Origin of the sequence: Kitasatospora sp. NPDC051164 (genome assembly GCF_044455625.1) — a bacterium.
In the GTDB taxonomy this organism is placed as follows: Bacteria; Actinomycetota; Actinomycetes; order Streptomycetales; family Streptomycetaceae; genus Kitasatospora.
Window position 1 is genome coordinate 168,906 of record NZ_JBITFB010000011.1, and the last position, 24,269, is coordinate 193,174.

31 protein-coding genes and 1 pseudogene are annotated in these 24,269 nt (G+C 72.8%); all 32 read left to right on the forward strand.

Annotated features, from left to right (window positions below):
- The first annotated feature begins 24 nt into the window (after positions 1 to 24).
- The gene (locus ACIBEC_RS18195) at positions 25 to 612 is read left to right on the forward strand and encodes a hypothetical protein (RefSeq protein WP_360493269.1); all 588 of its coding nucleotides are present in this window, start codon (positions 25 to 27) and stop codon (positions 610 to 612) included.
- 49 nt (positions 613 to 661) lie between these two features.
- Complete coding sequence (locus ACIBEC_RS18200) at positions 662 to 1,075, forward strand: hypothetical protein (protein ID WP_360493272.1); 414 nt, start codon at positions 662 to 664, stop codon at positions 1,073 to 1,075.
- Positions 1,076 to 1,089: 14 nt separating this feature from the next.
- Positions 1,090 to 1,851, forward strand: coding sequence for a hypothetical protein (locus ACIBEC_RS18205; RefSeq protein ID WP_360493275.1), 762 nt, complete (start codon positions 1,090 to 1,092; stop codon positions 1,849 to 1,851).
- Between the two features lie 16 nt (positions 1,852 to 1,867).
- Entirely contained in the window at positions 1,868 to 2,290 is a 423-nt protein-coding gene (locus ACIBEC_RS18210) for a hypothetical protein (protein WP_360493278.1), read from the forward strand.
- Positions 2,291 to 2,657: 367 nt separating this feature from the next.
- A complete protein-coding gene (locus tag ACIBEC_RS18215) occupies positions 2,658 to 3,485 on the forward strand; it encodes a hypothetical protein (RefSeq protein ID WP_360493281.1) in 828 nt (275 codons plus the stop codon).
- Between the two features lie 253 nt (positions 3,486 to 3,738).
- Positions 3,739 to 3,996 carry a hypothetical protein gene (locus ACIBEC_RS18220; RefSeq protein WP_360493284.1) on the forward strand — a complete coding sequence of 86 codons (258 nt, stop codon included), beginning with the start codon at positions 3,739 to 3,741 and terminating at the stop codon, positions 3,994 to 3,996.
- Positions 3,997 to 4,007: 11 nt separating this feature from the next.
- A complete protein-coding gene (locus ACIBEC_RS18225; RefSeq protein ID WP_360493287.1) occupies positions 4,008 to 4,421 on the forward strand; it encodes a hypothetical protein in 414 nt (137 codons plus the stop codon).
- 282 nt (positions 4,422 to 4,703) lie between these two features.
- A complete protein-coding gene (locus tag ACIBEC_RS18230) occupies positions 4,704 to 5,087 on the forward strand; it encodes a hypothetical protein (RefSeq protein WP_360493289.1) in 384 nt (127 codons plus the stop codon).
- 161 nt (positions 5,088 to 5,248) lie between these two features.
- Positions 5,249 to 5,560 (forward strand): hypothetical protein, encoded by a 312-nt coding sequence (locus ACIBEC_RS18235; RefSeq protein WP_360493292.1) that lies wholly within the window; start codon positions 5,249 to 5,251, stop codon positions 5,558 to 5,560.
- A 12-nt stretch (positions 5,561 to 5,572) separates the two neighbouring features.
- Positions 5,573 to 6,436, forward strand: a complete 864-nt coding sequence (locus ACIBEC_RS18240) for a DUF317 domain-containing protein (RefSeq protein WP_360493295.1) — start codon at positions 5,573 to 5,575, stop codon at positions 6,434 to 6,436.
- A 109-nt stretch (positions 6,437 to 6,545) separates the two neighbouring features.
- Complete coding sequence (locus tag ACIBEC_RS18245) at positions 6,546 to 7,181, forward strand: hypothetical protein (RefSeq protein WP_360493298.1); 636 nt, start codon at positions 6,546 to 6,548, stop codon at positions 7,179 to 7,181.
- A 237-nt stretch (positions 7,182 to 7,418) separates the two neighbouring features.
- The gene (locus ACIBEC_RS18250) at positions 7,419 to 9,182 is read left to right on the forward strand and encodes a TraM recognition domain-containing protein (RefSeq protein ID WP_360493586.1); all 1,764 of its coding nucleotides are present in this window, start codon (positions 7,419 to 7,421) and stop codon (positions 9,180 to 9,182) included.
- A 62-nt stretch (positions 9,183 to 9,244) separates the two neighbouring features.
- Positions 9,245 to 10,084 (forward strand): hypothetical protein, encoded by an 840-nt coding sequence (locus ACIBEC_RS18255; RefSeq protein WP_360493589.1) that lies wholly within the window; start codon positions 9,245 to 9,247, stop codon positions 10,082 to 10,084.
- Between the two features lie 80 nt (positions 10,085 to 10,164).
- Entirely contained in the window at positions 10,165 to 10,869 is a 705-nt protein-coding gene (locus ACIBEC_RS18260) for a hypothetical protein (RefSeq protein ID WP_360493301.1), read from the forward strand.
- Between the two features lie 36 nt (positions 10,870 to 10,905).
- Entirely contained in the window at positions 10,906 to 11,079 is a 174-nt protein-coding gene (locus ACIBEC_RS18265; RefSeq protein ID WP_360493303.1) for a hypothetical protein, read from the forward strand.
- Positions 11,076 to 12,242 carry a DnaB-like helicase N-terminal domain-containing protein gene (locus ACIBEC_RS18270; RefSeq protein ID WP_360493306.1) on the forward strand — a complete coding sequence of 389 codons (1,167 nt, stop codon included), beginning with the start codon at positions 11,076 to 11,078 and terminating at the stop codon, positions 12,240 to 12,242. Before ACIBEC_RS18265 ends, ACIBEC_RS18270 begins: the two co-directional genes overlap by 4 nt.
- Positions 12,243 to 12,288: 46 nt before the next feature.
- On the forward strand, positions 12,289 to 12,864 hold the full coding sequence (locus ACIBEC_RS18275; RefSeq protein WP_360493309.1) for a hypothetical protein: 576 nt from the start codon (positions 12,289 to 12,291) through the stop codon (positions 12,862 to 12,864).
- A complete protein-coding gene (locus ACIBEC_RS18280; RefSeq protein WP_360493312.1) occupies positions 12,861 to 13,454 on the forward strand; it encodes a hypothetical protein in 594 nt (197 codons plus the stop codon). Before ACIBEC_RS18275 ends, ACIBEC_RS18280 begins: the two co-directional genes overlap by 4 nt.
- A complete protein-coding gene (locus ACIBEC_RS18285) occupies positions 13,451 to 14,095 on the forward strand; it encodes a hypothetical protein (protein WP_360493315.1) in 645 nt (214 codons plus the stop codon). Before ACIBEC_RS18280 ends, ACIBEC_RS18285 begins: the two co-directional genes overlap by 4 nt.
- 200 nt (positions 14,096 to 14,295) lie before the next feature.
- Positions 14,296 to 14,739 (forward strand): hypothetical protein, encoded by a 444-nt coding sequence (locus ACIBEC_RS18290; RefSeq protein WP_360493318.1) that lies wholly within the window; start codon positions 14,296 to 14,298, stop codon positions 14,737 to 14,739.
- A gap of 63 nt (positions 14,740 to 14,802) precedes the next feature.
- Entirely contained in the window at positions 14,803 to 15,444 is a 642-nt protein-coding gene (locus ACIBEC_RS18295; RefSeq protein WP_360493321.1) for a hypothetical protein, read from the forward strand.
- Positions 15,445 to 15,660: 216 nt separating this feature from the next.
- Positions 15,661 to 15,972 (forward strand): annotated as a pseudogene (locus tag ACIBEC_RS18300) (DNA cytosine methyltransferase); the annotation flags it as partial.
- A 564-nt stretch (positions 15,973 to 16,536) separates the two neighbouring features.
- Complete coding sequence (locus ACIBEC_RS18305; RefSeq protein WP_223241552.1) at positions 16,537 to 16,701, forward strand: hypothetical protein; 165 nt, start codon at positions 16,537 to 16,539, stop codon at positions 16,699 to 16,701.
- A gap of 96 nt (positions 16,702 to 16,797) precedes the next feature.
- The gene (locus tag ACIBEC_RS18310) at positions 16,798 to 17,376 is read left to right on the forward strand and encodes a DUF4913 domain-containing protein (protein WP_360493323.1); all 579 of its coding nucleotides are present in this window, start codon (positions 16,798 to 16,800) and stop codon (positions 17,374 to 17,376) included.
- Between the two features lie 12 nt (positions 17,377 to 17,388).
- A complete protein-coding gene (locus ACIBEC_RS18315; protein ID WP_360493326.1) occupies positions 17,389 to 18,132 on the forward strand; it encodes a hypothetical protein in 744 nt (247 codons plus the stop codon).
- The gene (locus tag ACIBEC_RS18320; protein ID WP_360493329.1) at positions 18,129 to 18,617 is read left to right on the forward strand and encodes a hypothetical protein; all 489 of its coding nucleotides are present in this window, start codon (positions 18,129 to 18,131) and stop codon (positions 18,615 to 18,617) included. Before ACIBEC_RS18315 ends, ACIBEC_RS18320 begins: the two co-directional genes overlap by 4 nt.
- Before the next feature lie 45 nt (positions 18,618 to 18,662).
- The gene (locus ACIBEC_RS18325) at positions 18,663 to 19,538 is read left to right on the forward strand and encodes a winged helix-turn-helix transcriptional regulator (protein WP_360493332.1); all 876 of its coding nucleotides are present in this window, start codon (positions 18,663 to 18,665) and stop codon (positions 19,536 to 19,538) included.
- Between the two features lie 60 nt (positions 19,539 to 19,598).
- On the forward strand, positions 19,599 to 20,057 hold the full coding sequence (locus ACIBEC_RS18330) for a hypothetical protein (protein ID WP_360493335.1): 459 nt from the start codon (positions 19,599 to 19,601) through the stop codon (positions 20,055 to 20,057).
- A gap of 2 nt (positions 20,058 to 20,059) precedes the next feature.
- Positions 20,060 to 21,244, forward strand: coding sequence for an MFS transporter (locus ACIBEC_RS18335; RefSeq protein ID WP_360493337.1), 1,185 nt, complete (start codon positions 20,060 to 20,062; stop codon positions 21,242 to 21,244).
- Positions 21,245 to 21,268: 24 nt separating this feature from the next.
- Positions 21,269 to 21,970 carry an HAD family hydrolase gene (locus ACIBEC_RS18340; protein WP_360493340.1) on the forward strand — a complete coding sequence of 234 codons (702 nt, stop codon included), beginning with the start codon at positions 21,269 to 21,271 and terminating at the stop codon, positions 21,968 to 21,970.
- A 41-nt stretch (positions 21,971 to 22,011) separates the two neighbouring features.
- The gene (locus ACIBEC_RS18345; protein ID WP_360493343.1) at positions 22,012 to 22,782 is read left to right on the forward strand and encodes a hypothetical protein; all 771 of its coding nucleotides are present in this window, start codon (positions 22,012 to 22,014) and stop codon (positions 22,780 to 22,782) included.
- Positions 22,783 to 22,847: 65 nt separating this feature from the next.
- A complete protein-coding gene (locus ACIBEC_RS18350; RefSeq protein WP_360493592.1) occupies positions 22,848 to 23,849 on the forward strand; it encodes a DUF4259 domain-containing protein in 1,002 nt (333 codons plus the stop codon).
- Positions 23,850 to 24,269 lie beyond the last annotated feature (420 nt).

Sequence of the window (24,269 nt, forward strand, 5' to 3'; positions counted from 1 at the left end):
TACTGGCTCGAACAGGCCGGCCTCGTGCGCGACGACGCCCTGCTGCTGCACCGCATCCGCCGGGACACCGACCGCAGCACCGCGCGGCGGCAGCTCCTGGATGCCGAGAGGCTGGTCACGGTCGCCGGCTACGGCTTCACCCGGGTGTACAGCGCGGACGAGCAGCGCCGACGGGTCGAGGAGGTGCCACCGCACTTGCGGCCGGCAGTCACGACGGCGCCGCGGACTCTGGGCCGCACGGTCTGGGTGCACCTGGTCAGCGACGACATCGACAACGGCCACCTGGTGCTCCACGCCCAGCACCGGGGCGTCGAGGGTGAGCTCGAGCTGCTCGTCGACTACCCGGCCGCCGGGGAGGCGGCGGTGCTCTACACCGAGCCGGGCAGCAGGCACTACGGAGCCGCTCGCCACTCCAGCCTGAAGTCCGCCCGCCAGGCGTGGTCCTCCATGGGGTACGCGGCCGACCCGCCCGAGCCCGGCGTCCGGCGTGCCGCGGCCCGCCGTACGTCCCCGGTGTTGCTCGGTCGCCCCGGCCCGCTCCCGCCCGCACCGCCGCACGTTGTCGCCCACTCCCCTTCCCCGACCTCGGGCATCGGTCCGCCCCCGTTCTGACCGCATCAGCGCTTCCACCTCAACTGCTCTGCCTACTTCTTGGAGACTCATGCCGACCATGACCCTCACCCGCCAGGACGCCCGCCTGGAGGCTGCCCTCGGCCAGAGCATCACCTCTCTGGTCGCCAACGAGGCGCGGGCCGACACGTCGACCTGCCGCGTGATCGAGACGCACCGCGCGCTGGTCGCGGCCGAGACCGCAGTGTCCTTCCAGCGGGTCCGGCTGATCAACATCGCCGCCGCCAAGCGCGTCGTCGACGACGGCGTCCTCGACGCGCTGGACGCGCAGCTGGAGCGGCTGGAGGTGGCGGCCGAGGAACGCGACGTACTGGAGGCCGACCTCGTGCGGCTCCTCCAGGAACGCGAGGAAGAGGCGAAGCGGCAGGCGGATCAGGCCGCCTCGGCACCCGCTGCCGCCCCGGTTCCCGTCGTGGTCGTGCAGGGCGCGGCCCGCCGCCGCTGACCGGGAGTCCTGCGATGTCCGTACCGATGGAAATCGACGCCGCCGGCTCGGTGAGTTTCGGCTGGACCTTCGACCATGGCGAGTTCGCCGTGCTGACCGGCCAGGTGCCGGGGAAGGCGGGTGAGTTCCTCTACGAGGCCGGATTCTGGTACCGGGCCGATGAGGTGAGCGGCTGGCATCAGCGCCCGAGCGTCGACCGAGACGACCAGATCCGCAACGCCGCCGGCGCGATCGACCAACTGGTCAAGGCGCGCGTCCCGGTCGCGAACTGGCACCAACCCGAGCAGCGCAACGCCGACTTGGTCGAGCACTACCGGTGGCTCCAGGACGGCGGTCCGTTCCCGGACGCCGACGCCGCTGCCGCCAAGGCCCGCACGCTCATGTCCGATGCACTGGCCGCCGACTGCCTCGGAAGCCCGCGCGACCGGGCCGTCGCCGAGGAGGTGGCCTCCGGCGCCCTGGTCGTGGAGGCGATGCACTCCTTCGAGGACCGGCACTGGTGGCTGGCTGCCACCCCGGAGGACGACGAGCACTCGTACGTGTGGCTGAACTACGAACCCGGCCGCGGCGAGCTCTACACCACCGACTACATCGCCTCCTTCGCCGCAGCCGAGGCCCGCCGCGAGTTCCGGGTGACGATGCTGCGGGACACCACCTGGCCCGCTTCCGCCCGGGCCGAGGCCGCACGGCCGTCGCGCCGCCTGCGGATGACCGCCGCCCCCTCCGCGCCGCCTCTGCCACCCGGGCCCGCTCCCGGACGAGCGGCCTCCCGCTGACCTCCTGGAGAACTGCGTGCCCCACCAGAACCCGACCACGGCACCGCAGCCCGGGGTCGTCTTCCGGCGCCTGGCCGCCGCCGGGATCACCGCAGCCACCGCCAGTCGCGATCCGGCTGTGCTGGCGGCGCTGGCCGAGGCCGGATTCCGGCTCGGTCTGGAGGACGCCCCGGAGCGCTACTCGCTGGCGGACCCCGACCCCGTACGGCAGACCCAGATCACCACCCAACTAGTAGCCGTGCTAAGGGATATGAGCGTCCCGGTCAGCATCAGGCCGTCGATCCCCGGCGTCGAAACGGCCAGCATCGCCCTCTCGCCCTCGGCGGCGCGCGTCGCCGCTGCCCGCACCGCTCCCGCGCACGGCACCTCCACCACTTCCGATCAGGCCCGCCCCGCGGCGCCGGTCCCTTCTTCGCCGGCACCGGCCGCCCGCCGCTGACCGCGTCCACCCCTGCCCCGAGGAGCAGCGCATCACCCCCGAGCACGTCTCCATCACCCGTGACCCGCAGTTCGGCGTCGTCGCCGATGTCGGCCCCGATGCCTCGCCGACCGCCCACACGCTGCTCGCCCGCGCCGGGTTCCGCCAGCTCGACGACGGGCGCCACGCCCTGGACCCGGCGACCGAGCAGAACGTCTTCCTGCACGCACGGCAGACCGTCGCCGCCCTGCGTCGTGGCGGAGTCAAGGTCAGCGCGGACCCGGCCTTCGACTACAACGAGGCGACCCGGCCCGTCCCCGACAGCCCGGCCGCCCGCGCCGCCGGCCCCGGTGCCGTCGTCCAGGCCAGCGCCCCGCGCACGCACGATGTGCACATCGGCCGCCACCCGCGCCTCGGCATCGTCGCCACCAACCCGCACGGCAACCAGCAGGCCGCGTTCGCCCTCGCCGAGGCCGGCTTCACGCGCACCCGCGAGCACCCCAGCCTCTACGTCCTCGACGAGCCCGAGTTCGAAGGCGCCAAGCGGACCGCCACCGCCATCTCCACGCTGCGCGGCCAGGGCCTGCGGGTCGCCTCCGACCTCGCGTTCGAACCGCTGGGCGGGCCGTACGAGAGCACCGACCCGTTCGCCACCCGGCTGATCGAGGCGCTGGACCGCACCTCGCCCGCCCCCGCACCGGACCGCCTCGCGAACGCCGAGGACCCGTTCGCCACCCGCCTGTTCAAGGCCCCCGACCTCGGCCCCATCTCACCGGTCGCGCAGACGGACCCGTTCGGCACCGTCGTCCACCCTCCGGCCGGACCGGGCCGCGACGAGCAGGGCGCCGACGCGCTGCTGCACAACCGCGCGCTGCTGACCGCCGAGATCGCCTCCCGCCTGCGCGTCATCGAGGAGCAGGTGCGCGCCGATCCCGGCGGCGTCGACCTGGCCCGCGTCGAGGCGGTGATCGGCGAGGCCACCACCATTCTCGCTGGGGCTGGCAAGGACCTCGCCGCCGTCGCCGCCGCTCCCACCGCGCCGGCCGCCCGCACGAGTGAACCGAGCAGCGCCCGCGCCCGCGCCGCCCTCGCCACCAGCGGCCGGGTTCGCTCCGCCGCTGCTCTGCACGCCACCGGTGCAGCCTCCACTGCCGCGTCCGCCCAGGTCGTCGATCCGCGGATCGCGTGGGCCGCCGGGCACACCAACTCCCGCTGATTGAAGGAGCATTACCCTGTCCGTCAAGAAGAACTGGTCCGTCGAGCACGACTGCGGGCACGAAGTCGCCCACGACCTGTCCACTCGTCCCGCCGACAAGCGCGCCGGCTACGCCCGCTGGCTGGCCACCCGCTCCTGCCGCGACTGCTGGCTGGCGGAGCGCAAGGAGGACACCGCCGAGCGTGAGGCGTGGATCGCCGCCCGCCGCGCAGAGGAGGCGCAGGCCGCCGCCGAGTGGGCCGGCCGTTTCGAGATGCCCCCGCTGGAAGGCCCCGAGCGTGCCATCGCGTGGGGTGAGCGCTGCCGGCACCAGCTGGTGACCGCCGCCTACGAGGCCCTGGTGGTCGAGGGCGTGCTCGCCGAGAAGGACTGGCTGGCCGTCGAGCGGCAGCTGCGCACGCTGGACAAGGCGTCCTGGTGGATCGATCAGCGCGAGAGCGCGCCGGCCGACCTGCCCGAACTGGCCGCCGCCGCCACCAGCGCCGACCGCGTGAACGAGAACCCGAACTGAACGTGGGAGCCGTGAGCGACCCGACCTTCGAGGCCACCGCAGTCGACCCCGTCGGCACCAGCAAGAAGCTCGACCCGACCGGGCTGGCACATCAGGCCCCGGCGCATCCCGAACACCCTGAACTGGAGCACTATTTGACCAACTCCGATGTCATCCTCGCCGCCGGCCACCTGCAGAATCTGACGGAGCAGCTCCAGTCGACCTACTCCGAGAAGCAAGCCCTGCGCATTCTGCGCGAGCTGAACTCCGTGGACGACACCAGCGTCTTCGGAGCGCTCAAGAGCCTGCTGGGAGCCATCGCTGTAACCCCCTGCCGCTGCAGCCCGGCATACAAGCTGGGCCAGAAGGCGCTCGACCAGCTGTGGGAACTGTCCCGCACGGTCGAGGAGACCGCGCTCGCCTTCGAGGATCCGGACGGCGCGTGACAGCCAGCTGCCGCCCCGGCACCGAATCGCCAGCTGCCCCATCGGCTGCTCCCAGTCGCGGACGCTGACCTGCACCCGACGATCTCGCGGTACGCCTCCACCGCCGACCTGCTCGCCGCCATCGCCGCAGCCGCAGCCCTCCACCGCGCCCGCCCCCGCCTGATCGACGCCTGGCGCCCGGTCGAGGACCTGCCCGCCCCGGAGCTGGAGGCGTTCGGGGCGGAGCTGGCCGCGCACCTGCCGGCTGCCGATCACCCGGCCTCGGCCCTGCGCACCCGGTTGGTGTGGCAGTGCACTCTGCGCACCGATCCCGACACCGCCGCCCCGGCCGAGCACCACTTCCGTCTGACGGCGCGGCGCATCCTGGCCGCCACCGGGATCGCCGCCGAGGACGACCCGGCCGCCTGCCGGTGGGCGCTGCTGCGGGTCGGCGAGCACGAGGTCCGGCTCGTCGCCCCGCTGGCCCGGCCCGACGGCACGGTGGCGGACACCGGCCGCGACCGATCCCTGGCCCTGGCGGTGTGCCACCTCGCGGAGACCCGCAGCGCCGGCCTCCACGGACGCTCCCGCGCGGCGCTGGCCGGCAGCACCGGCCAGCGCCCCGGCATCCTCCCCGCCTTCCCGCCCTCCACCATCGCCACGGCCCGCACCGGCCGGCGCCCGTAGAAAGAGGCTCCCGCTCGCTGCCCGAGACCCGTACCACCAGGACCATCGACGTCGCCAACGACGCCATCGCCCGCGCCGGCCGGGCCCTCGCCGAGATCACCGATCTTGCCCCCTTCCTGACGGCTCACGAGGCGGCCGAGGTCCTCCAGGGACTGACGCTGATGCCCGGAACCGCCCACCAACTCGCGGGCACGATCAGCGAGATCGGCCGGCAGGTCGCCCAGGAGTACGGTGACCGTCCGCCGCTGTGGGAGCCGCTGCTCACCCAGGCCACCGCCATCACCACCGCCGCCTTCCGCACCGCCGCCGCCTCCGACGCCATCGCCGAAGCCGCGGACGAGACCACCCGCAGCCGGGCCGCTACCGCGCAGTCCCCGGCGCTGCGGGCGGCCGGCACCGGCGCCTCGGTGCACCTCGCCCCGGCTTCGGCGCCTCCGCCGCACCCCCGCATCGTCGAACCTCCCCACCGCTGACCCCGGAGATCCATGCCCAGCACCCCGGACGAGTTCCTCGTCCACCCGCGCTACCTGGCGGGCGCCGGGGAGATCGGCCGCGTACTCCAGCCCGTCGTCCACGCGCACGGCTGGCCGTACGAGAACAACCCCTACGGGAACCGGATCGCGGCCACCAGCCCGTGCGGCAGGATCGAAGTCCTCTGCCAGATGGCCGTCTTCCACCTGTGGAAGATCAGCGTCCGCGATAGGCCCGGCGACGAGCGGCCGAGGTGGCAGGCCACCTTCACCAAGGAGACCCCTGCCGAGATCGTCGGGGCGCTCGTCCAGGCCCTGGCCGCCGACCGGTACCTGGCGCCCGAGGAGATCGTCGCTGAGTGGCCCGGTCACCCGAGCACCGCGTGGCGCCCCCTCCTCAAGGCCGGCTGGACTCCGTCCGATCTGACCGAGCTTCGCATCGCGGACCCGGCCACCGGCACCGTCTCCGTGGCGTGGCCCGGCACCGAAGGCGCCGTCGCCACCGTCGTCGACGGCATCCGCCTCACCTCACCGGACGGCAAGGCATCGCTCGTCCACACCCCCAAGCCGGACCACCTCTTCGGCGAAGGCGTCGGCCCCTGGCAGATCGACTGCACGTTCGGCCCAGCTTGGCAGGACCAGTGGACGGCGATCCTGTCCGCTGCCACCCCCGTGCGCTACCTGAACATGCTCATGTCCTCCATCGCCGACCCCGCGCCCGTCGTCCGCGCGCACGCCCAGATCAGCTCCGCCACCCGTACCGCGGCCACCATCCGCACCCTGCCGCCATCGAGGAGCTCCAACCAGTTCCGTGCTTTCGAGGCCGAGATGGCCACGCTCGACCCCCGCCACCCGAACCAAGGCCACCCACGCCGCTGACCAGGAAGGAAGCCTCCTGCCCGAGCCGGCCCACCAGATCGTCTTCACCCGTTTCCCCCTCCGTGAGGGCTCCACCGCCACTGGCAGCGCCTGGGTCGAAGCCCCCGACATGGCCAGCCGAGTCCTCCTGGCCCGCGCGGGCTTCTTCAACGAGGGCTGGGGCCCGATCTTCACCGCGGAGGACGCCGGCTTCGGCGGCGTCGACCAGCGCATCCGCCTCGCCGAGCAGCTACTGGCCGACGCCGGATACACCACCCGAGTCGTCCCTCCGCTCCGGCCCGCCCGGCCCGAAAGTCCCCTCAGCGGGAATGACTTGGCCTACATGCAGTCCCGGCTGCTGGCGGCCACCGCCCAGGTGCACCGGGCGGACACCGCAGATGACGTCACCTCCGTGGTCCTCTCGGTGATGGACCCCGAGACCGGGCTACTGGAGCGGCTCACCGCGCTGTTGGACACCGCCTCGCAGCGCCTCGACGCCCTCGCCGATCCGGACCACCCGTCCGCCCGGCTACCCATCGCTGCCGCGCTGCACGACGCCAGCGCCCAGTTCACCAAGGCGGGCTATCTCATCGCCGAGGCGGACCTGGCCCGTCCCGACGAGTCCGCCGACGAGCCGTCCGCCCCGGTTGCCCCCCGGGCCGTCGCCGCCCGCACCCGCACGGCGCCACCCGGCCAGCCGGACACCACCACGACCAGCACCACGCCGCCGCTGGCCGCCGCCAGCACCCGCGCAGCGGCACGGTGAACCGCCCCGGCCCGGACCCGGCCGATCTGTTCCAGCTCGCCCGCTCGGCCAAGACCCCCAACTCTCGTCGCTGAGCACGCCCTACCCCTGCCGGCTGACCGCTTACCGGCCACCGGGCCGATCACCACGTCTCGGGCCTCCGTCCCGCAGTGATCGCCCGCTCCCCGCCCGCTCCGGGCCCCTGCCGCTGCGCGCCTCCTGCCCGGCAGGCCACCACCCCCTGCAAGGACCGCACTTCTGCCCGCCTCCCCCAAATCCCCCTCTGCAAGCCCTGGTTCGGATGCTCTTCTGTACGCGCTCGTCGGCGCGGGCATCGCGGTTGCCGTCTTCGGCTCCCTCGCTTGGGTCGGCGGCAACGCTGCCACCGCCGCGACCACCGCCGCCCCGTGGGCCCCGTACCGGCCGGTCGACGCCGCTCTGCACCCCGACCGGCTCTTCCCCCAGCTCAGCTCGCTCCTCCTACTGATCAGCACCCGAATCGCCCCGGCGCTGATCTCCCTCGCCCTCACCGCGACCGGCCTGCTGCTGTGGTCCAAGCACCGCAGCCAGCCCACCGGCCTCGCCGGCCGCAGCGACCTCGCCCCGCTGCTGCCGGCGGAGATCACCGCCAAGGCGCGCGATTTGCGCCCCAGCCTGTCCAAGGCCAAGCCGCGCGAGATCAGTCCGGACGACACCGGCATCCTGCTCGGCGACCTCGCCCCCAACGGCCCTGAAGTCCGGTCGGGTTGGGAGGACGTAGCGGTCGCGATCATGGCGCCGCGCTCCGGCAAGACCACCTCCATCGCCGTACCCGCGATTTTGCGTGCCCCCGGCCCCGTCCTGCTCACCTCGAACAAGGCGGCCCGGGATGCCTATACGGCGTGCCTGGAAGCGCGCTCCGAGGTCGGGCGGGTCTGGACCATGGACCCGCAGCAGATCGCCCACACCCCGCAGGCGATGTGGTGGGACATCCTCGCCGACGCGAAGGACCTGCCGGGCGCCCGGCGACTGGCCGGTCATTTCGTCGCCGCCGCTGTCGACGAGTCCTCCCAGGGCGATTTCTGGAGCACCGCCGCGCAGAACACGCTCTGCGCCTTGTTCCTGGCGGCGGGCTGCGACCGCCGGCCGATCACGGACGTCCTCAAGTGGCTTGCGGTGCCCAGCGACCGCACCCCGGTCGACATTCTCCGCGACCACCGGATGATCGCCATCGCGGACCAGCTGCAGGGCACGGTGAGCGGTGCCGTGGAAACCCGTGACGGCATTTACGAGACCGCGCGCCAGTATGCCGCCTGCCTTCTGGATCCGCAGATTTCGAAGTGGGTCACGCCGAATCCCGACCTGCCGGAGTTCAAGCCGGAGGAATTCGTCACCCGCAAGGACTCCCTGTTCCTTCTCTCCAAGGACGGCGGCGGCTCTGCAAGCGCGCTGATCGCAGCTGCGGCCGACTCCGTGATGCGTACGGCGGTCATCGAAGCCGAACGCGCGGGAGGCCGACTCGACCCACCTCTGCTGGCCATTCTCGACGAGGCCGCAAATGTGTGCAAAATCGGGGACCTGCCAGACCTCTATTCCCACCTGGGGTCGCGCGGCGTCATTCCAATCACCATTCTCCAGAGCTATCGCCAGGGCCAGAAAGTCTGGGGCGAGGCAGGCATGGATGCGATGTGGAGCGCCGCCACCATCAAACTCGTGGGCTCGGGCATCGACGACGCCGATTTCGCTGACAAGCTTTCGCGTCTGGTCGGCGACCACGATGTGGAGACGATATCGCATTCCACGTCGGAATCTGGTCGGTCCACCTCGGTCAGCATGCGCCAGGAACGAATTCTACCGCCCGACCAGATCCGTGCCCTGAAAAAGGGAACCGCTCTCCTCTTCGCGACCGGCCTGCGTCCCGCACTGGTGAACTTGCGCCCCTGGTACAAGGAGGCCGGCGCCGCCGAAGTGGGCGCGGCCTCCTCCCGGCAGACCGCCCTGATCACCGAGCGCGCTATGGCCAAGGTCGGTGGCGCCGCATGAACTACGCCACCGAAGCGGCAACTCGAATCCTTTCTCTAGGCGCCGGCGTGCAATCCACGACATTGCTTTTGCTGTCAGCGCTGGGCGAACTCCCGAAGCTCGATTATGCCGTTTTCTCGGACACTGGATGGGAGCCTTCCAAGGTCTATCTGCACCTTGATGAGGTTGAGCGCAGGATTGCCCGGCCGGCGAACATACCGATCGTTCGAGTTTCCTCCGGAAACATCCGCGATGACGCGCTAGACCCGGCGCACCGGTTCGCGTCTATGCCACTGTACATTCTCAACCGGGACGGCAGTCCGGGAATGACGCGGCGCCAATGTACGGGCGAATATAAGATCAAGCCGATAAAGCGGCAGGTTCGCCAGATCCTCGGATATCCACATCCGGCGAGGGTTCCCCGCGGCTTGTACGCCGAACAGTGGATCGGCATCAGCACGGACGAGTTTCATCGGGCCAAGGATTCCGATGTCAAGTACACGCGCCACACTTTCCCGCTGCTGGATCTCGGAATGTCTCGCGACGACTGCCTCAAGCTGCTTGCCGAGCACGGATGGGGGTCGACTCCCAAGAGCAGCTGCCTCGGTTGCCCTTTCCACGGAAATGCCCAGTGGAGGGATATCCGCGACAACTCACCAAAGGAGTGGGCGGACGTCGTGGAGTTCGATGCCGCGATCCGGGCCGGCAATGCCAGGGCGAATGCCGATGGACGGCCGCTGCTGGGGCAAGCATATCTGCATCGCTCCCGGCTTCCGCTCGACCTGGCGCCGATCGACAAGCTCACCCGGGCGGAGGCCCGTGCCCAGCAGCCACAGCTGGAACTGGAACTGGACGAGGAGGAGCTGGAGTACGGCTCGGATGCCGGCTGCTCTCCCTTCTCCTGCCGAGGCGATGCCGCCTGACCTCCCGCCCGCGCGGCTGGCCTTCCGCTGATCGGCTGCACCGCTAGGGCTGTCCTCAACAGAAAAGGAGCTTCTACCCGTTGGACCCATGGCAGATCCCGGTCGACCGGGCGAAGGCTCTCACGCTGATCTCGCCGCTGCCGGACGGCAGGGTGGCCGGCACCAAGCAGGTGGCCCGTCGCGGCGACCTGATCGTCACCGCCGACCTCACCCAGACCATCCGCCATGACACCTGGAACGGTGTGCGGGTCCAGGTCGTCTCGCCGCACAGCGGGCAACTGGACTCCTCCTGGTTCGGCTTCGACGAGTACGACGTGCTCGACCCTCGCTTCCTGCACGGCATGGGCGCGGGCGGCAACCTCCTGCGGTCCAACCAGGCCGATCTCCTGAAACCGGGCCACATCCGCGCGCAAGCGCTGCGGGCGGCGGTGGCCTCGTACACCGCGGTCTTCGCGCCGTTGCCGGAGCCCTCGGTGGCGGCGCGGGACGCCGTCGCCGACCAGCTCGGTGCTCTCGGGCAGCTCCAGGAGGCGCTCGACAACCTGTCGGCCCGCTTCTCCGAGTTCGGCCACCCAGATGCCGGGGCCCGGTTCCACAGCCACGCCGAGGTGCTCCGGGGGATCGGCCAGGAGATCACCGCGGACCTCCAGCAGTTCGCCCCACCAGACACCGCGGGAGCACGTCGCTCGGCTGCGGCCAGCTCCAGGAGCAGTACGGCCGGTCGGCTCCACGAGGTCGCTCCTGGCTACTGCGCGCCGCCGCGCACCGCGGGCCGAACCCTGTGAATCCCATCATCCCGCCTTCTGCGCAACGGAGTTGCCATGAGTGAGAACACCATCGGCTTCCTGCCGGTCACCCGGGCCGGCGGGAGCTGGCACCTGTCGGTGGGCGCCGGCCGCGTCCGGATTCGCGACGAGGCACTCGTCGAGGACCTGGACCAGCTGCGCGCCCTGCTGGCCCCGGACCGCCTGCGCGAGGAGGCGATGCCCGAGTGACCCCGGTCAACCGGGACATGAGCCCGCAGCTGGAGGCCGAGCAGGCGGTACTCGGAGCGTGCCTGCTCGACCCGGCCCAACTCGCCCTGTTGAAGGAGTGGCTGGAGCCCCGGCACTTCTACCGTCCCGCGCACGAGGGCTTCTTCGCGATCCTGCTCGCCCAGCACACCGCCGGCCACCCCGCCCTCGCCCTCGCCCCAGACACCGACGCCGACGCCGAGGCGAAGGCAGACTGGGCCATCACGGCCATCACCACGGCCACCCGGGAGGTCCCCGGGTTCAGCGCGAGCTACGGCCACACGCTGATCGCTGCATGCCCCAGGCCCGCGCACGCCGCCGCCTACGGGCGGATGGTCCTGGAGACGGCTGTGCGGCGGGCGCTGGAGGAACACGCCCACCGCCTGCTGCACGCTGCAGAAACCGAAGCGGTCGAGGCCGCCGTCGAGCTGACCGGCGCGCTGCACACCGTGATCGCGCGGCTGGCCGATGCCTGGGGGACGATCGATCAGCGCCCCCGGCCGCTGCCCACCCCGCCCACGCGGCCTGCCGCCGCCAAGGCGGCCGAGGCCGCCCGGCACAACGAGCAGATGCTGCTGTCCAGCCTGATCAGCTCCACGAAGCAGATCCCGCGGACCGCCTCCTGGCTCAAGGCCGAGGACTTCGTCGACACCGGCCACCGCGCCGTCTTCAACGCCATGGCCGCGCTCGCGCACCGGCGCGAACCGGTAGACGAGTTGACGGTGCTGTGGGAGGTGCAGCGGCGCGGCGCCCTGGCCGCCGGGGTGATCACGGTGGCCGAGGTCCGCGACCTGTGCGCGGAGGGCTTTCCCGGTGATCCCGACTACTGGGCGGAGCATGTCCTCCACGCCGCGCTGCTGCGAGCCGCAGCCACCTCGGCCGGCATCGTGCGGGTGATGGCGCTGGACGCCTCCATCGCCGCCGGGCCACTGCTCGGTTCGGCCGTGCGGGCCCTCGCCCCCGCCGACCGCGTGCAGGAACGGCTCCGCTCCGCGACGGCGACCCCGGCCCGCACCGGGCCGGTGGTCCTCGGTGCCGCCCGGCGCAAGGGAGCAGCTCTGAGCCGAAGCCCCGCTCCGCCGCCCTCACCAGCCGCCCGGCCTGCCGACCGCACGGGCGAGACCACCGTACGATCCCGACGCTGACCACCGGAGACCCACACTGCCCCCCACCACCCCCCGTGCCCAGTCTGTGGGCCGACTCCACTCGGCGGCCGATTCCATCGACCACCTCGAAGCGCAGCTCCCGCGCGCCTACCGCGAGGAGGGACTCCCGGGACTGGAGGAACTGGCCGAGCACACCAGCGCCCTGCGCGACTGCCAGGACGACCTGCTGCACGTCGCCACCGCACTGCACCATCCGCACGCCCCGACTGCCGACCGGATCGCGGTGCGCTCCCTGGCGATGGCCGGCGCGCAGCTGGGCGAGGCGCTCGGCGCGATCGGCCGGGCCACCGCGATGGCCGGCCGACTCTACGAGGTCGACGGCCTCGGCGGCCCGCGCGCCGACGAGGTCCGCGAACGCGGCGCCCAGCAGCTGAACGTGGCGCTGTCCCGGACTCGGCTGGCGCTGAACAGCGCGGCCGAGAACCTGCGCCGCGACGCCCGGGTGCTCAGCGGCCCCGCCGCCGCTCTCGCGCACGGTCCGGCTCCGCGGGCCCTGGCCGCCACCGCCCGAACCGCCGCCGGCCGAACCGCCCGCACGGTCACCTCGCCTCCGACTCCGGTCGGGCAGCAGCTCGCCACCCTCCCGGGACGGCGCCGATGAGGCCGCTCGCCACCGCCGGCCCGGCCACCTTCGGCGGCGCCCTGGCCAACTCGGCCGCCTCCCACCGCAACGACCTGGAGGTGGTCGCGGGAATGCTGCGCGCCCTGGGGCACAACGCCGCCGTCACCCCGTCCGGCCCGGCACCCGGTGTCCCCGACCGCAGCGCCCTGCTGGACCAGGCTCGCCAAGCCCAGGCGTTCATCCGGCACTGCGGCGACAACGCCGAGCACTACGGGCGCCAACCGGCCGACAACCCGTCCGCGGCCCCGCTCGCCGGTGCGTACGAAGTCGCGATGAGCCACGCGGCCACCGTCCACCGGCACCTGGGCGCGGCCCTCGACCTCTCGATCAAGTACGCGCAGTCCCCGTCGGAGCGGCCGGGCAGCCCGGCCGAGGCGCTGCGCCTTCGCCGCGCCGAGCACGCCGCCGCCGCGCTGGACAGCGCCGACCAGTGCGCGGCGCAGGGAGCCGAGGCGGTGCTCGCCTTCGCCGGGCGGCTCCCGTCCGGCCAGGACCGGCCGAGCCCCGCTGCGGCGGCGCCGGCGATCAGTTCGCCCGTCGTCTCCTCGCCGCCCAGGAGGCGCCGTTGACCGGCAACCCCCTGCCTCCCGCCGTAGCCGGGCTCGGCCAAGCCGACCTGGACGCCCTGATCTCGCTCTCCGAGCAGCTGAGCGCCTTCGAACAGGCGATCCCCGTACCGGCGCCGCACGAGCCGCTGCCCGAAGTGCGGGACCTGTCCTGGCCGATGGTGCGCCTGCACGAGCTGGTCGCGGCCCCGCTCGACGAGGTGTTCTTCCGCTCGACAAGCGCGCGCCCCGACGCCGGCCTCGGCGTCTTCACCGCCACCACCTCAGCCCTCGCCCTCGCACAGGCCGGCCTGGCCAGGGCAGCCTCCCTGCTCGCCGAGCCGGCACCGAGCCCCCAGGCGCAGACCAGCGCCCGGCACGCGCTCGCCACGGTCCGGCGCACGGTGCGCGAGACGTCGCAGGCGCTGGCCGACGCCGCCACGGTCGCCGCCGTCCCCTCCCAGGTCACCAGCCTCGCCGCCCGTCGGCCCACGGCAGCACCGCCCGCAGGCCGGCCACCCGCCGCTGGGGAGAGCGAGCGCCGCGTGGACGCCGCCCTTCACCGCTCGCCCGCCCTCGTTCTGGTCTCCCCGCCCGCCGAGCCCTCCGCTCCTGCGGCCCCGAGCTCCCCGCCCGCGACGGTCGTTCCGCTGCGCCGCACCTGACCACCACGCCGGCCCGTCCGGCCCGACGAAGGGTAGCCACCACGCCCACCGCCACCATCCACGACCACCAACAGCGTCTCCAGCTGGCCGCCAAACGGATCGAAGCCGTCGCGGTTTCACTGCCGGGTCCGTACGACCCGTACCTCAACGAGGTACCGGACGTCCTCGACGTCCACCGCCAACTCCTCGCGCTCCAAGAGGTGCAGACCACCACAATCAACGCCGCCACCGAGTACGCGCCGAGCATCTCGACGGACCCGACGGCGACAACCGCAGCCCGCCGCACCGCCATCGCCCTGGCGGGAGCGACCAACCGGATCGCAACGGCCGAACGCCACCTTCTGGCCGTCTTCACGGTCGCCATGAGCGCGAACGTCTGGGCCATCCCCTCCTCCGAAGATGCCCGGCTGGCCGACCACTATCACGAGATTTTCGCCCAACTGGCCAGCTCGGCAAGGGAACTGCGCGCAACGGCCGACCAGCTCCCCACCTCCGGCCAGTCCCAGCGCCCGCAGACGGCCGCCCGCGCGAACGCCGCCCGTTCCTTCACCAACCGGCTCCGCTCGGCGTTCCAGCGCCGCCCCGCCGCGGAACCGCTGCCGGCCGCCGCCCTTCCCCGCACCGCCGCCAAGCCGCGGCGCTGACCCTCCCGCCTCCGCCCCATCAGGAGCCCCGCCCTGTCCCTGTCCGTCGAGCACCAGTCCGGCATGCTGCTGCAGGTCGCCAACGGCTTCCACACCGCCAGCGAGCAGCTCTTCCACATCTACTGCTACCGAGATCCGCAGCGCGAACGCCTCGCCGAGGTGCTGGAGCAGCTCTCCGAGCTGCAGCAGACCCTGCTTACGAACGCCGCGGACGAGATGCCGCCGACGGGCCCCGAGGCCCCGCCCGAGGACGTCGCCTGGCACCGCAGCACGATCGCCTACGGCTACGGCAGCCTGCTCCTCAGCAAGGCCCTGCTGCGCGCCCACCCGGCACTGATCGCCGCGGTCCAGATCGAGCTGGCCCCCGAGCGCCCAGCCAGCAGCGCCGGGCGCATCCAGTACTTCCGTTCGCTGGGCGCGACCCGCGACGTCCTCCAGGAGGGCGCCTGGAAGCTGGCCCAGATCGCGCACGGCCTCACCGACCCCGAGCCCGAGGCGCTGCGGGCGATCACCTCCGCGCCGATGGGCGAGTACGCCCACAAGGCCGTCCGCTCGGCCGCCACCCCCTACCCGCCCGAGGCCGCGCCCGCCACGGCGAAGACCGCCGCCGAGGCCGTCGGCCCGAAGGCCCAGGTCGCCATCTCCGCGGCGGCCGTCTCCTCTCCGGCCACCGCCGCCCGCGCCACCTCCGCGGCACGCCGATGACCCGGCAAGTCCACCGGCCCCCGCGGATCGGCAGCATGTGCTCCGGCTACGGGGGGCTGGACATGGGCGTCCAGGCCGCCCTCGGCGGCCACGTCGTGTGGCACGCCGAGATGAACCCCAACGCCGCCACGATCCTCGCCCACCACTGGCCTAGAGACGCCAAATCACGGCGATATCACCGCAGTTGACTGGAGCGCCGTCGAGCCGATCGACATCCTGACGGCGGGCTTCCCGTGCCAGGACCTGAGCGTGGCCGGCAAGAGGGCCGGGCTCGTCGAGGGCACCCGCTCCGGACTGTGGCACACCATCGCCCGCGCGATCGACGTCCTCAAGCCGAAGATGGTGATCATTGAAAACGTCCGCGGAATCCTCTCCGCGCCCGCCGGGACGCCAGCCGATGGCGACCTGGAATGCCCGTGGTGCGATCTGGGAGATTCAGGAGGAGAACCTGCTCTGCGGGCACTCGGCGCCGTACTCGGAGACCTGGCCGACCTCGGGATGGATGCGCGATGGACGGTGCTACGCGCCGCCGACGTCGGTGCGCCTCACAGGCGGGAGCGACTTTTCCTCGCCGCGTGGCCTTCCGACGCCGAAGGCGCGCGATGCGAAGGGTCCGGACCCGAAGCGGGAGGATCTGGGGCACGCAGTCACACTGCTCAAGACCCCGACCTCCAATTTGGGCGCGATCGGGGGAAGCCAGCACCCGGACCGCAGGCGCGAGGGCGGGCACGGCCCGAATCTGAGCGACGAGGTGGAACACCTCCTTCTCCCGACTCCGAAGGCGAGCGACGGCACCCACGGCGGACCCAACAGCCGGGGATCGAAGGGCGACTTGAGCCTTCCCGCGGCGACCGCGAAGCTGCACCCGACCCCGCAGATGCCGGGCACCGGGACTCCCGGGCACCGGGCCGAGTCGGCCTCCCGTCTGCTGCTGTCCCAGGCGATCCTGCCGATCTGGGAGCAGGACAGCACGGACTGAACCGGTGGGGCCCTTACGGGCCGGCCATCGCCCGCTGGGAGCGCGCCACCCGCCCCGCACCGGAGCCGACCAACGAGCGCGGCCGACTCGACCCGCGGTTCGTCGAGTGGATCATGGGCCTCGACTCCGGCCACGTCACCGGCGTTCCGGGCCTGTCCCGCTCCGCCCAGTTGACCGCCCTGGGCAACGGGGTCGTCCCCCAACAGGCATGCACAGCCTTGGAGTTGCTCGATGCCCCGGCCCTGCTCGCCGCTGCCCGCTGCTGCGGGCGGCGGTGAGCAGGGCGTGCTTATACACCAAGTCCGGCTCGCTGGAGCGAGCCGTCGAGCGCAGATCCTCGTGTCATCACCCGCCGACGAGAGGCACCAGCCCTTTTGACCACCCCCGAGCCCGACCCGGACTCCACACCGGCCGGCTACACCAACGCCCAGATCGACGTCCTGACGGCGCGGCTCGCCGAGCTCGCGGCGGGCTTCGACCTCCAGGCCGAGCAGCTGGCCAGCATGACCACCGCCCTCCCCCCGGAGGACGTCGACGATCTGGACGCCCCCGCCGGCGGCGAGCCGCTGTTCATCCTCGCCTTCGACGACCCGCAGTACCTCAAGGAACTGGAGTTGATGACCCCATGGGTAGACGAGATTTTCACCAAGATCTACGGGCCCGAGACCACGGCCGGCAAGCCCTGGTGCCCCCGCTGGAAGGAGCATCCCGAGGCGGTGGCGAGGCTGCACGCCCTGTGGCTGGCCTGGCAGGCCGCGATCGACCCCGAGTCGGGGGCCGCCGGCCCCAGTTCGTGGCAGCGCGACCATCTCGAGCCCGCGCTGATGAAGCTGCGATCGGCAGACGGCCCGTTCGCGGCGTGCACCTCCAGCGGCGGCCACATCAGCCACCGTCTGCTGCCGCACCCCGCCCTGACCGACCCCACCCCGCCCGCTCTCCCCCTTGCTGCCTGATCGGACCCGACCTTGCCCGACTTCAACCTTCCCGGCCGCCGCCCCGAGGACGCCGCCTCCGCCGAGGCCCAGGTCCACCTCCTGGCCGCCGACGGCTCGTACGAGCTACTCAGCGAGAGCACCGTGCCCGACGGTCTCGGCGGCAGCGACAACTTCTTCCTGTTCGAGGGCTACAACGAGTGGGGGATGCCCGCTGTCGCGGCGCACCTTCACCACAACGAGGACGGCCAGACCTTCGCCCTCGCCGCCGAGCCCGCGCCCACCTTCGCCGCCGGGGCGGCCTGGCTCGTCCAGCGCGGCGCCGACCCGGAGCAGTTCCTCCAGCATGCCCGCGGTGCCGGTGCACCGGCCGATGCCCGCAGCGCGGTAGCCGCCGCCCGGATCATGGAGTCCGGCTCCCGCTACCAGCTCGTCGAACACGGCGTCGAGTACGGCGAGACCTGGGCGCTGCTGCGCGACAGCGCCGCTGTCAGCGCCAAGCGCCCCTTCCTCCTTCAACTGGAGTCCGCCCACCACAAGCGCGGATACACCCTGCGCGAGGGCAGCTTCAGCAGTCCGCAGGAGGTCCAGCAGTGGCTGGAGAGCCGGCGCACCCCGCTTCCACCCGTGGTCGGTGACGAGGTGAGCGTCGTCGTCAGCCCGCAGGCCAGCGCCGCCCGCGCCCGTACCACCGGCGCCGGCCAGCGCGCCACCGCCCAGGAACCTGCGGCGGTCCTCGCCGGGACGTCGGCGGTCTCGCGCAGGGCCGTGCGGTGATCGCACCCGCCCGGCCGCTGCCCGGCTTCAGCGCCCACCCGGAGGCGCTGGCCGATCTGCTGACGGTGCCGGGCCATGTGCGGACACTCGCGCTCAGCTACCTCGACCGGTTGGTGAAGGCTGAGGTGCGCGGCCCCCTCCTGGAAGAGCAGGGCGAGCGCGACCTGCGGGGCGTCAGGAAGATCTACCTGGACGACGCGATGGCCTACCGGCTCGTGTACACCGAGCGCCGGGCACCGCACAACCCCCGCCATCTGCTGGGCATCCACCTGGTCGCCGTGGGCGAGCGACGGGGGGTCGCGGTCTACGAGACCGCGGCCCACCGCCTGCGGCAGGCCGCCGTCCAGGAGGCGGGGCGCGGAATGCCGGCCCGCTTCCAGGCCGCCCTCGCCTCCTCTTCTCGCCCTTCCCCGGCCCAGGCCGCCGCCACCACGAGCACGGCGACGCCCGTCGTCGCCCTCTCGCCCGCCGCACGCCAGCGCTGAACTCGCCCGACCCACCCAGCCGAAAGCCCGATCGGAGATCTCCGCATGTCCTCGACCGTCACCACGACCGCCGCGCCGCAGAACCTCGACACTGACGTGCACCACACCGCCGAGGTCCTCTCGACCCGGTGGGCCACCCGCGTCGTTCACGCGCTGCGGCGGGGACCGATGACCGCCGGAGATCTCCTGGCGGCCGACCCGATCGTGCCGGTGAGCAGCCTCTACTCGGCATCGCGCTCCCTGGCCAGCGCCGGGGTCATCACCCGCGTCCCCGCCGGGTCCGGCCGCTACGACCTCTCGCTCTCTGCGGCCGGCCAGGCCCTGACGCCGCTCTACACCACCGCGCTCGCCTGGGCCCGGCGCTACCCCAAGCCTGGCGCTCCGGTCGCGCAGGCTCCGGAGATGATCGAGGAGACGCTGGGGCTGCTGGCCGGCTCGCACGCCGTCGCGTTGCTCACCACGCTGGGCCAGAACGACGCCTTGGCCTACCCGCAGGTGGTCGCCTCCCTCAGCGCCCGGGACAGGGCCGCCGCCTACCAGCGCCTCCTCACCCTGGAGGAGCGCGGCCTGGTCGTCCGCAGCGGCACGCGCCGCTCCTACCGGTGGGACCTCGGCGAGGCCGGTATCGCGCTCGGCCGGGTGTACGGCGCGCTGTCGGACTGGACCACCGAGCACCAGGTCTCTGCGGCGGCCCCGGTGCGGGCCGGCACCGCGCTGGCCGCCGCCGGCACCAGCGCTGTCGTGGTGGCGAGCCCGGCCCGCACCGCTTCCTTCTCCGCGCCCCAGGTCCCGGAACGGCCGCTGGCTGCCCGCGCGTCGGCCGCCGTGCTGCGCGGCGTCACCCTGCAGCTCACCTTCTCCGACGCCCCCGGCCCGCAGCCCGCGTCCCTCCTCGTCACCGCCGCGGCGCGCTCGCGCTGACCGGTTTCCGACGCCGACGAGTCCTCCCCGCCTACCCCGAGGTTCATCATCTTGCCCTCCGTGCCCATGCCGTCCGGTGCCGTCCCGAAGCCGCGTGAGCAGCTGGTCGACCTTCTCGACGAGGACGTCGCCCTGCTGGCCGACACCGCCGCCACGCTCGAACTGCCGATCCGGGCCGTTGGTCTCGACACCACGCTCTTCGCCCATGAGCTGGCGATCGAGTGCTCCCACGTCACGCTGGCGATGTTCTTGCCGCAGGTGACCGCGGCCGACGATCTGCCGCTCTGCACGGTGCGCCACTCGATCGAGGCCGTCGGCGCCTGCGCCCAGAACCTCACGTCCGCGCTGGGGGCGCTGGCCACCGCGCGGGAGGAGATGGCGAAGCCGGACTGCGACGCGGACACCCGCTTCAACCTCGCGCGGGCCGCCCGCATGCGCGCCGCCGCCCTGGTCAGCGTCGCGGTGCAGCGCGCTGTCGAGCTGCGCTCGCTCCTGGCCGGCGGGCCCTGCCCTTGCTGAGCTTGGCGTCCACCGGGCCACCGGCTGCCGGCCGGTCGATCCTGCGGACCCCGAACGTCGCCCCGCTGCTCGCGGGCACCCTCGTCGGGCGGCTGCCGTCCTCGATGGCCCCTCTCGGCCTTCTCCTCGCTGCCCGTGCCGACCACGCCTCCACCGCGCTCGGCGCCGTCCTGGCCGCTCTGTACGCGCTGGCCGGCGCGGTGGGCCAGCCGCTGCTCGGGCGTGCCGTCGACCGCACCAGTCTGGCTGTCGTCGCGCCCGCCGCAGCCGCGGTCTCCGGAGCCGCGTTCACCGCGCTGACCGTCGTGGACTTCGTCTCCCAGCCGCTCGTCGTCGCCGTGCTGGCGGCCATCGCGGGTCTGGCAACCCCACCGCTGGAGGCCGGACTTCGGGCGATGTGGACGCGCCTGGTCGACCCGCGCGACCACCACCGGGTGTTCGCGCTCGACTCCGCCTCCCAGGAGCTGGTGTTCGTCGCAGGCCCCCTGCTCGCCACCGCGATGTGCCAGCTCGCCTCCGCCCATGGGGCGTTGGCCGCCTGCGCGGTGACCACCGTCGCGGGAACCGCCGCAGTCGCCGTACGACGCCCGGCTCGGGCACGGTCTGCGGCGAGGCCGGTGCACTGGCTCGGGCCGCTGCGCTCGCGGGGTCTGCTCGTCCTGCTGACCGCGGCGCTGTTCTTCGGGGTCACGCTCGGCTCGTTCCCCGTGCTGGCCCTCGGCGTCGCCGACCGGCACCACGAGGGGTGGCTCGCCGGCCTGCTGCCGACCGCGCTGTCGCTCGGCAGCCTGATCGGCGGCACCTTGTGGGCCAGGATCCGGCAACCGTGGCCAACTGGCAAGGCTCTGCTCGCGGTTGGCGTCGGGTACGCCTGCGCGTTCGCCGCTCTCCTCGTACCCGAGCCGCCGTGGCTCGCGGTCACGGCGAGCATCCTGCCCGGACTGTTCCTCGCCCCGTGGCTGGCCTGCGCCTTCCTCACCTGCGACGCCCTGGCGCCGAGCGGAACAGCCACCGAGGCCGCCGCATGGCTGATCTCGGTGATCGGCCTCGGCCAGGCTGCGGGCGCCGCCACGGCCGGACAGCTCTCGGCCTTCGGCCACACCACCACAGCGGCCGTTCCGCTGCTCGGCGCCGCCCTGGCCGCCGCCACGCTCGGCGCCGGCCGACGGCGTCTCTCCCTCACCTGACCTCTTCCTCTGGAGCTGGACTTCTTGCACCACCGCACCGCTTCCTCCACGCCGGCGCCGATCACCGTCGTCTGGGACTGGAACGGCACCCTGCGAGCCGACCTCGACGATCACGTCGCGGCCCTCAACGCGACCCTGCCCGCCCTCGGCGCCGAGCCGATCACCGTCGAGACCTACCAGGCCCTTCACCGGATGCCGATCCGCGACTTCTACATCGACGTCCTCGGCCGCGCGCTCGACGACGAGGAGTGGCACGCAGCGGACACCGCGTTCCTCGCCGAACTCAACCGCCGGCCGGTACGGCTCCAGCCCGGCGCCCGGCAGCTGATGATGGGCCTGCGAGCCCGGGGAGTTCGCCAGAGTCTGCTGTCGCTCGCGCCGCACGAGCGGCTCGTCACCGAGGTCAGCCAGGCCGGCATCAGCGGGCTGCTGGAGCGGGTCGATGGCCGCCCCGGACCGTCCGTGCCGAGCAAGGCCCCGGCGATGGCCGCGCACCTGCAGGCTCTGGGACCGTGGGTCGACCGGGCCCGCACCCTGGTGATCGGCGACAGCGTCGACGACGCGGTCGCCGCCCGGGCGGTCGGAGCCGTCCCCGTCCTGCATACCGGTGGACTGCACGGCGCCGCCCGCCTCGCCACCGCCGGCGTCCCCCTGGTGGAAACGCTCCAGGAAGCCGTCGCCCTGGGCACCGCGCTCATCACCGAGCAGCAGCTGGCTGCCGCGTGAGCACGCTCAGCGGACGTCCCATCGCGAGCTGGAGGCCGCGGGTGCCCGGGAACACCGACCTGGGCACCCGCCTGGTGTGGACCGAGCTGCAGGTCGAGCGCGTCCGTGACGTGCCCGGCCATGGCTCCGACACCCCTCACGGGGCCGTCGCCGACCAGATCGCCACCACCGCGCAGAAGCTCGACCACGTGCAGACCCGCATCGTCGAACTCGCCACCGCCCTAAGCGGCGACCTCCAGCGCGTAGCCGCCGGCCACGACACCGCCCTCCCGGTCACCAACGGCATCCTGCGCACCAGCGGCCTCGACATCGACCTCCTGGTCACCCGCCGCACCGAACTGCACCACTCGCTCGCCGCGCTAATCGGCATCTACAAGGAGCTGCCCGCCATCGTCCCGCCTCCGCCCCCAGCTCCGGCGCCAACGGCGAAGACGGCGGCAGCGGTCACCCGGCTTCAGCCGCGGCAGGAGGCGGCGCTGCGGCAGATCGGCTCGACCACCATCACCATCTACAAGAGCGTGCGCCACGGGTCGCTCAGGGTTCTGCCCGGCGGGGCCGACATCAAGGTCGCCACCGTCGATGCCCTGATCGGCAAGGGCCTGGTGGACCACTACGCCCGCGAGGACCTGCACCGGGGCCATGACCTGACCCTCACCCGCGAGGGACAGGCCCGGTACGAGGCGCTGCTGGCGGCGGGTGGGCGCGCTGCCGCCGCCCGGACCCGGCCGGCCGGCACCGTGGGCGAGGCAACGCCTTCGCTTGCCGGCACCGGTGTCGCGTTGTCCCCGCTCCGCAGCCGCTCTCGCGGCTGACCTACTCCGGGCCGCTGCCCGGGCAGCGGCCGCGATCCCCGATCCGCTACCAGGAAGGTCTTCTCATCGGCAGCTGGGACACCGGCCCGTTCCACAACGACGACGCGATCGGAATCGCCGAGCGGTTCGACAGTCTCTTCCCTGAAGAGCTGCCCCCGTTCCTCCACCACCTCTTCGACACCGCCGCCTGCGCGCCGCAGGGTGAGCTCGAAATCGCCCTTTCACGGGAGGTCATCGCCGCCGCGGCCGTGATCGCCTCCCAGCTCCCTGGCGGCGCCACGATCGACCTGACCAGCGGCCCGCGGGAGTCGGTCCCGGCCCTGCCGTCCGAGCTCAGGCCCAAGGCGGTGGTCGCGCTCGACCGCATCCTCGTACACGCCGATGCGGAGGTCGGCCACTGGTTCGACCGCGCGAAGGGCGAGCGGTGGCTGGCCAACGTGGTGCAGATCCGCCTCGCCATCCAGGACGACCCACCACCCGTCATCAACTACACGTCCGCAGGCCCGATGGCGACCACCCCAAGCGTGGTGGCTCCGATTCCTCAGCAGGCCCCGACGCAACCCGAGGCCGCCCCGGCCGAAGCCTCCCGCCGCCGGCGCCGAGTGTTCGCCGGCCAGCAGTTCGTCCAGGGGCGGCTCGGTGTCGACGAGGTCTGGGACCTGCGCGACCGGCACTCCGAGGCGACCGTGGCGCACGCGCTCGCCGAGCTGGTCGAGCGCCAAGCCGGGGAGGTGGACAACCTCGACCGCGAACTGCGTACGGTGGCCTCCCGCGCCGCCGAGGTCCTCGCTCCGATCGTCCAGGGCAACCACAGCAGTGTCCAGGGCAACGGCGTCCTGCGGTTCACCGGCGTCGAGTTGGAGACCCTGGGCGCCCGCTTCGCCCTCGCCCGCCAGGAGCTCCAGAACCTGGTCGCCCGCTACGAACACGCCGCCACCATGGCTCCCGCCGCGCCCTCTCGCGAGACGGCGGCCCGCGTACGCAGCACGGCCCGGCTCACCGGCGCGCCAACTGCCGTACCGGCCAAGGGCGTCCTGCCGGCCCCTCACCGTCCGCTCCACCTGTAAGGACCCTCGTGCCCCCATCCGCCAGCCGTGACGCACCCGTTACCCACGCCCTCGACCTGCTCGCGCCGCCCGGGGCCGTTCGCACCCTGCTGTCCGTCCGGCTCACCGAGCGCGACGCCGAAGACCAGAAGTACCTGCGGAACACGCTCGGCGATCCGGCCGACGGCATGGACCCCGGCGAAGTCGCCTGGCACCGCGACCGCTTGGAGCAGGGCGGTCTGCTGCACACGGGTGCGGCCGGCCCGGAGGCCACGCCGGCCGCGAAGGAGCTGTGGTCCGTCTTCCTCGCCGCGTACAGCTGGGCGGTGAGGTACCGCCGAGCCCTTGCCACCGAGCAGCACACCGTTGTCGCGGTCGAGGAGGTCCTTCGCTTGGGCGCGCACCCGCTCACGGCCACCGTCCTCGACCGGCTGCGCGACG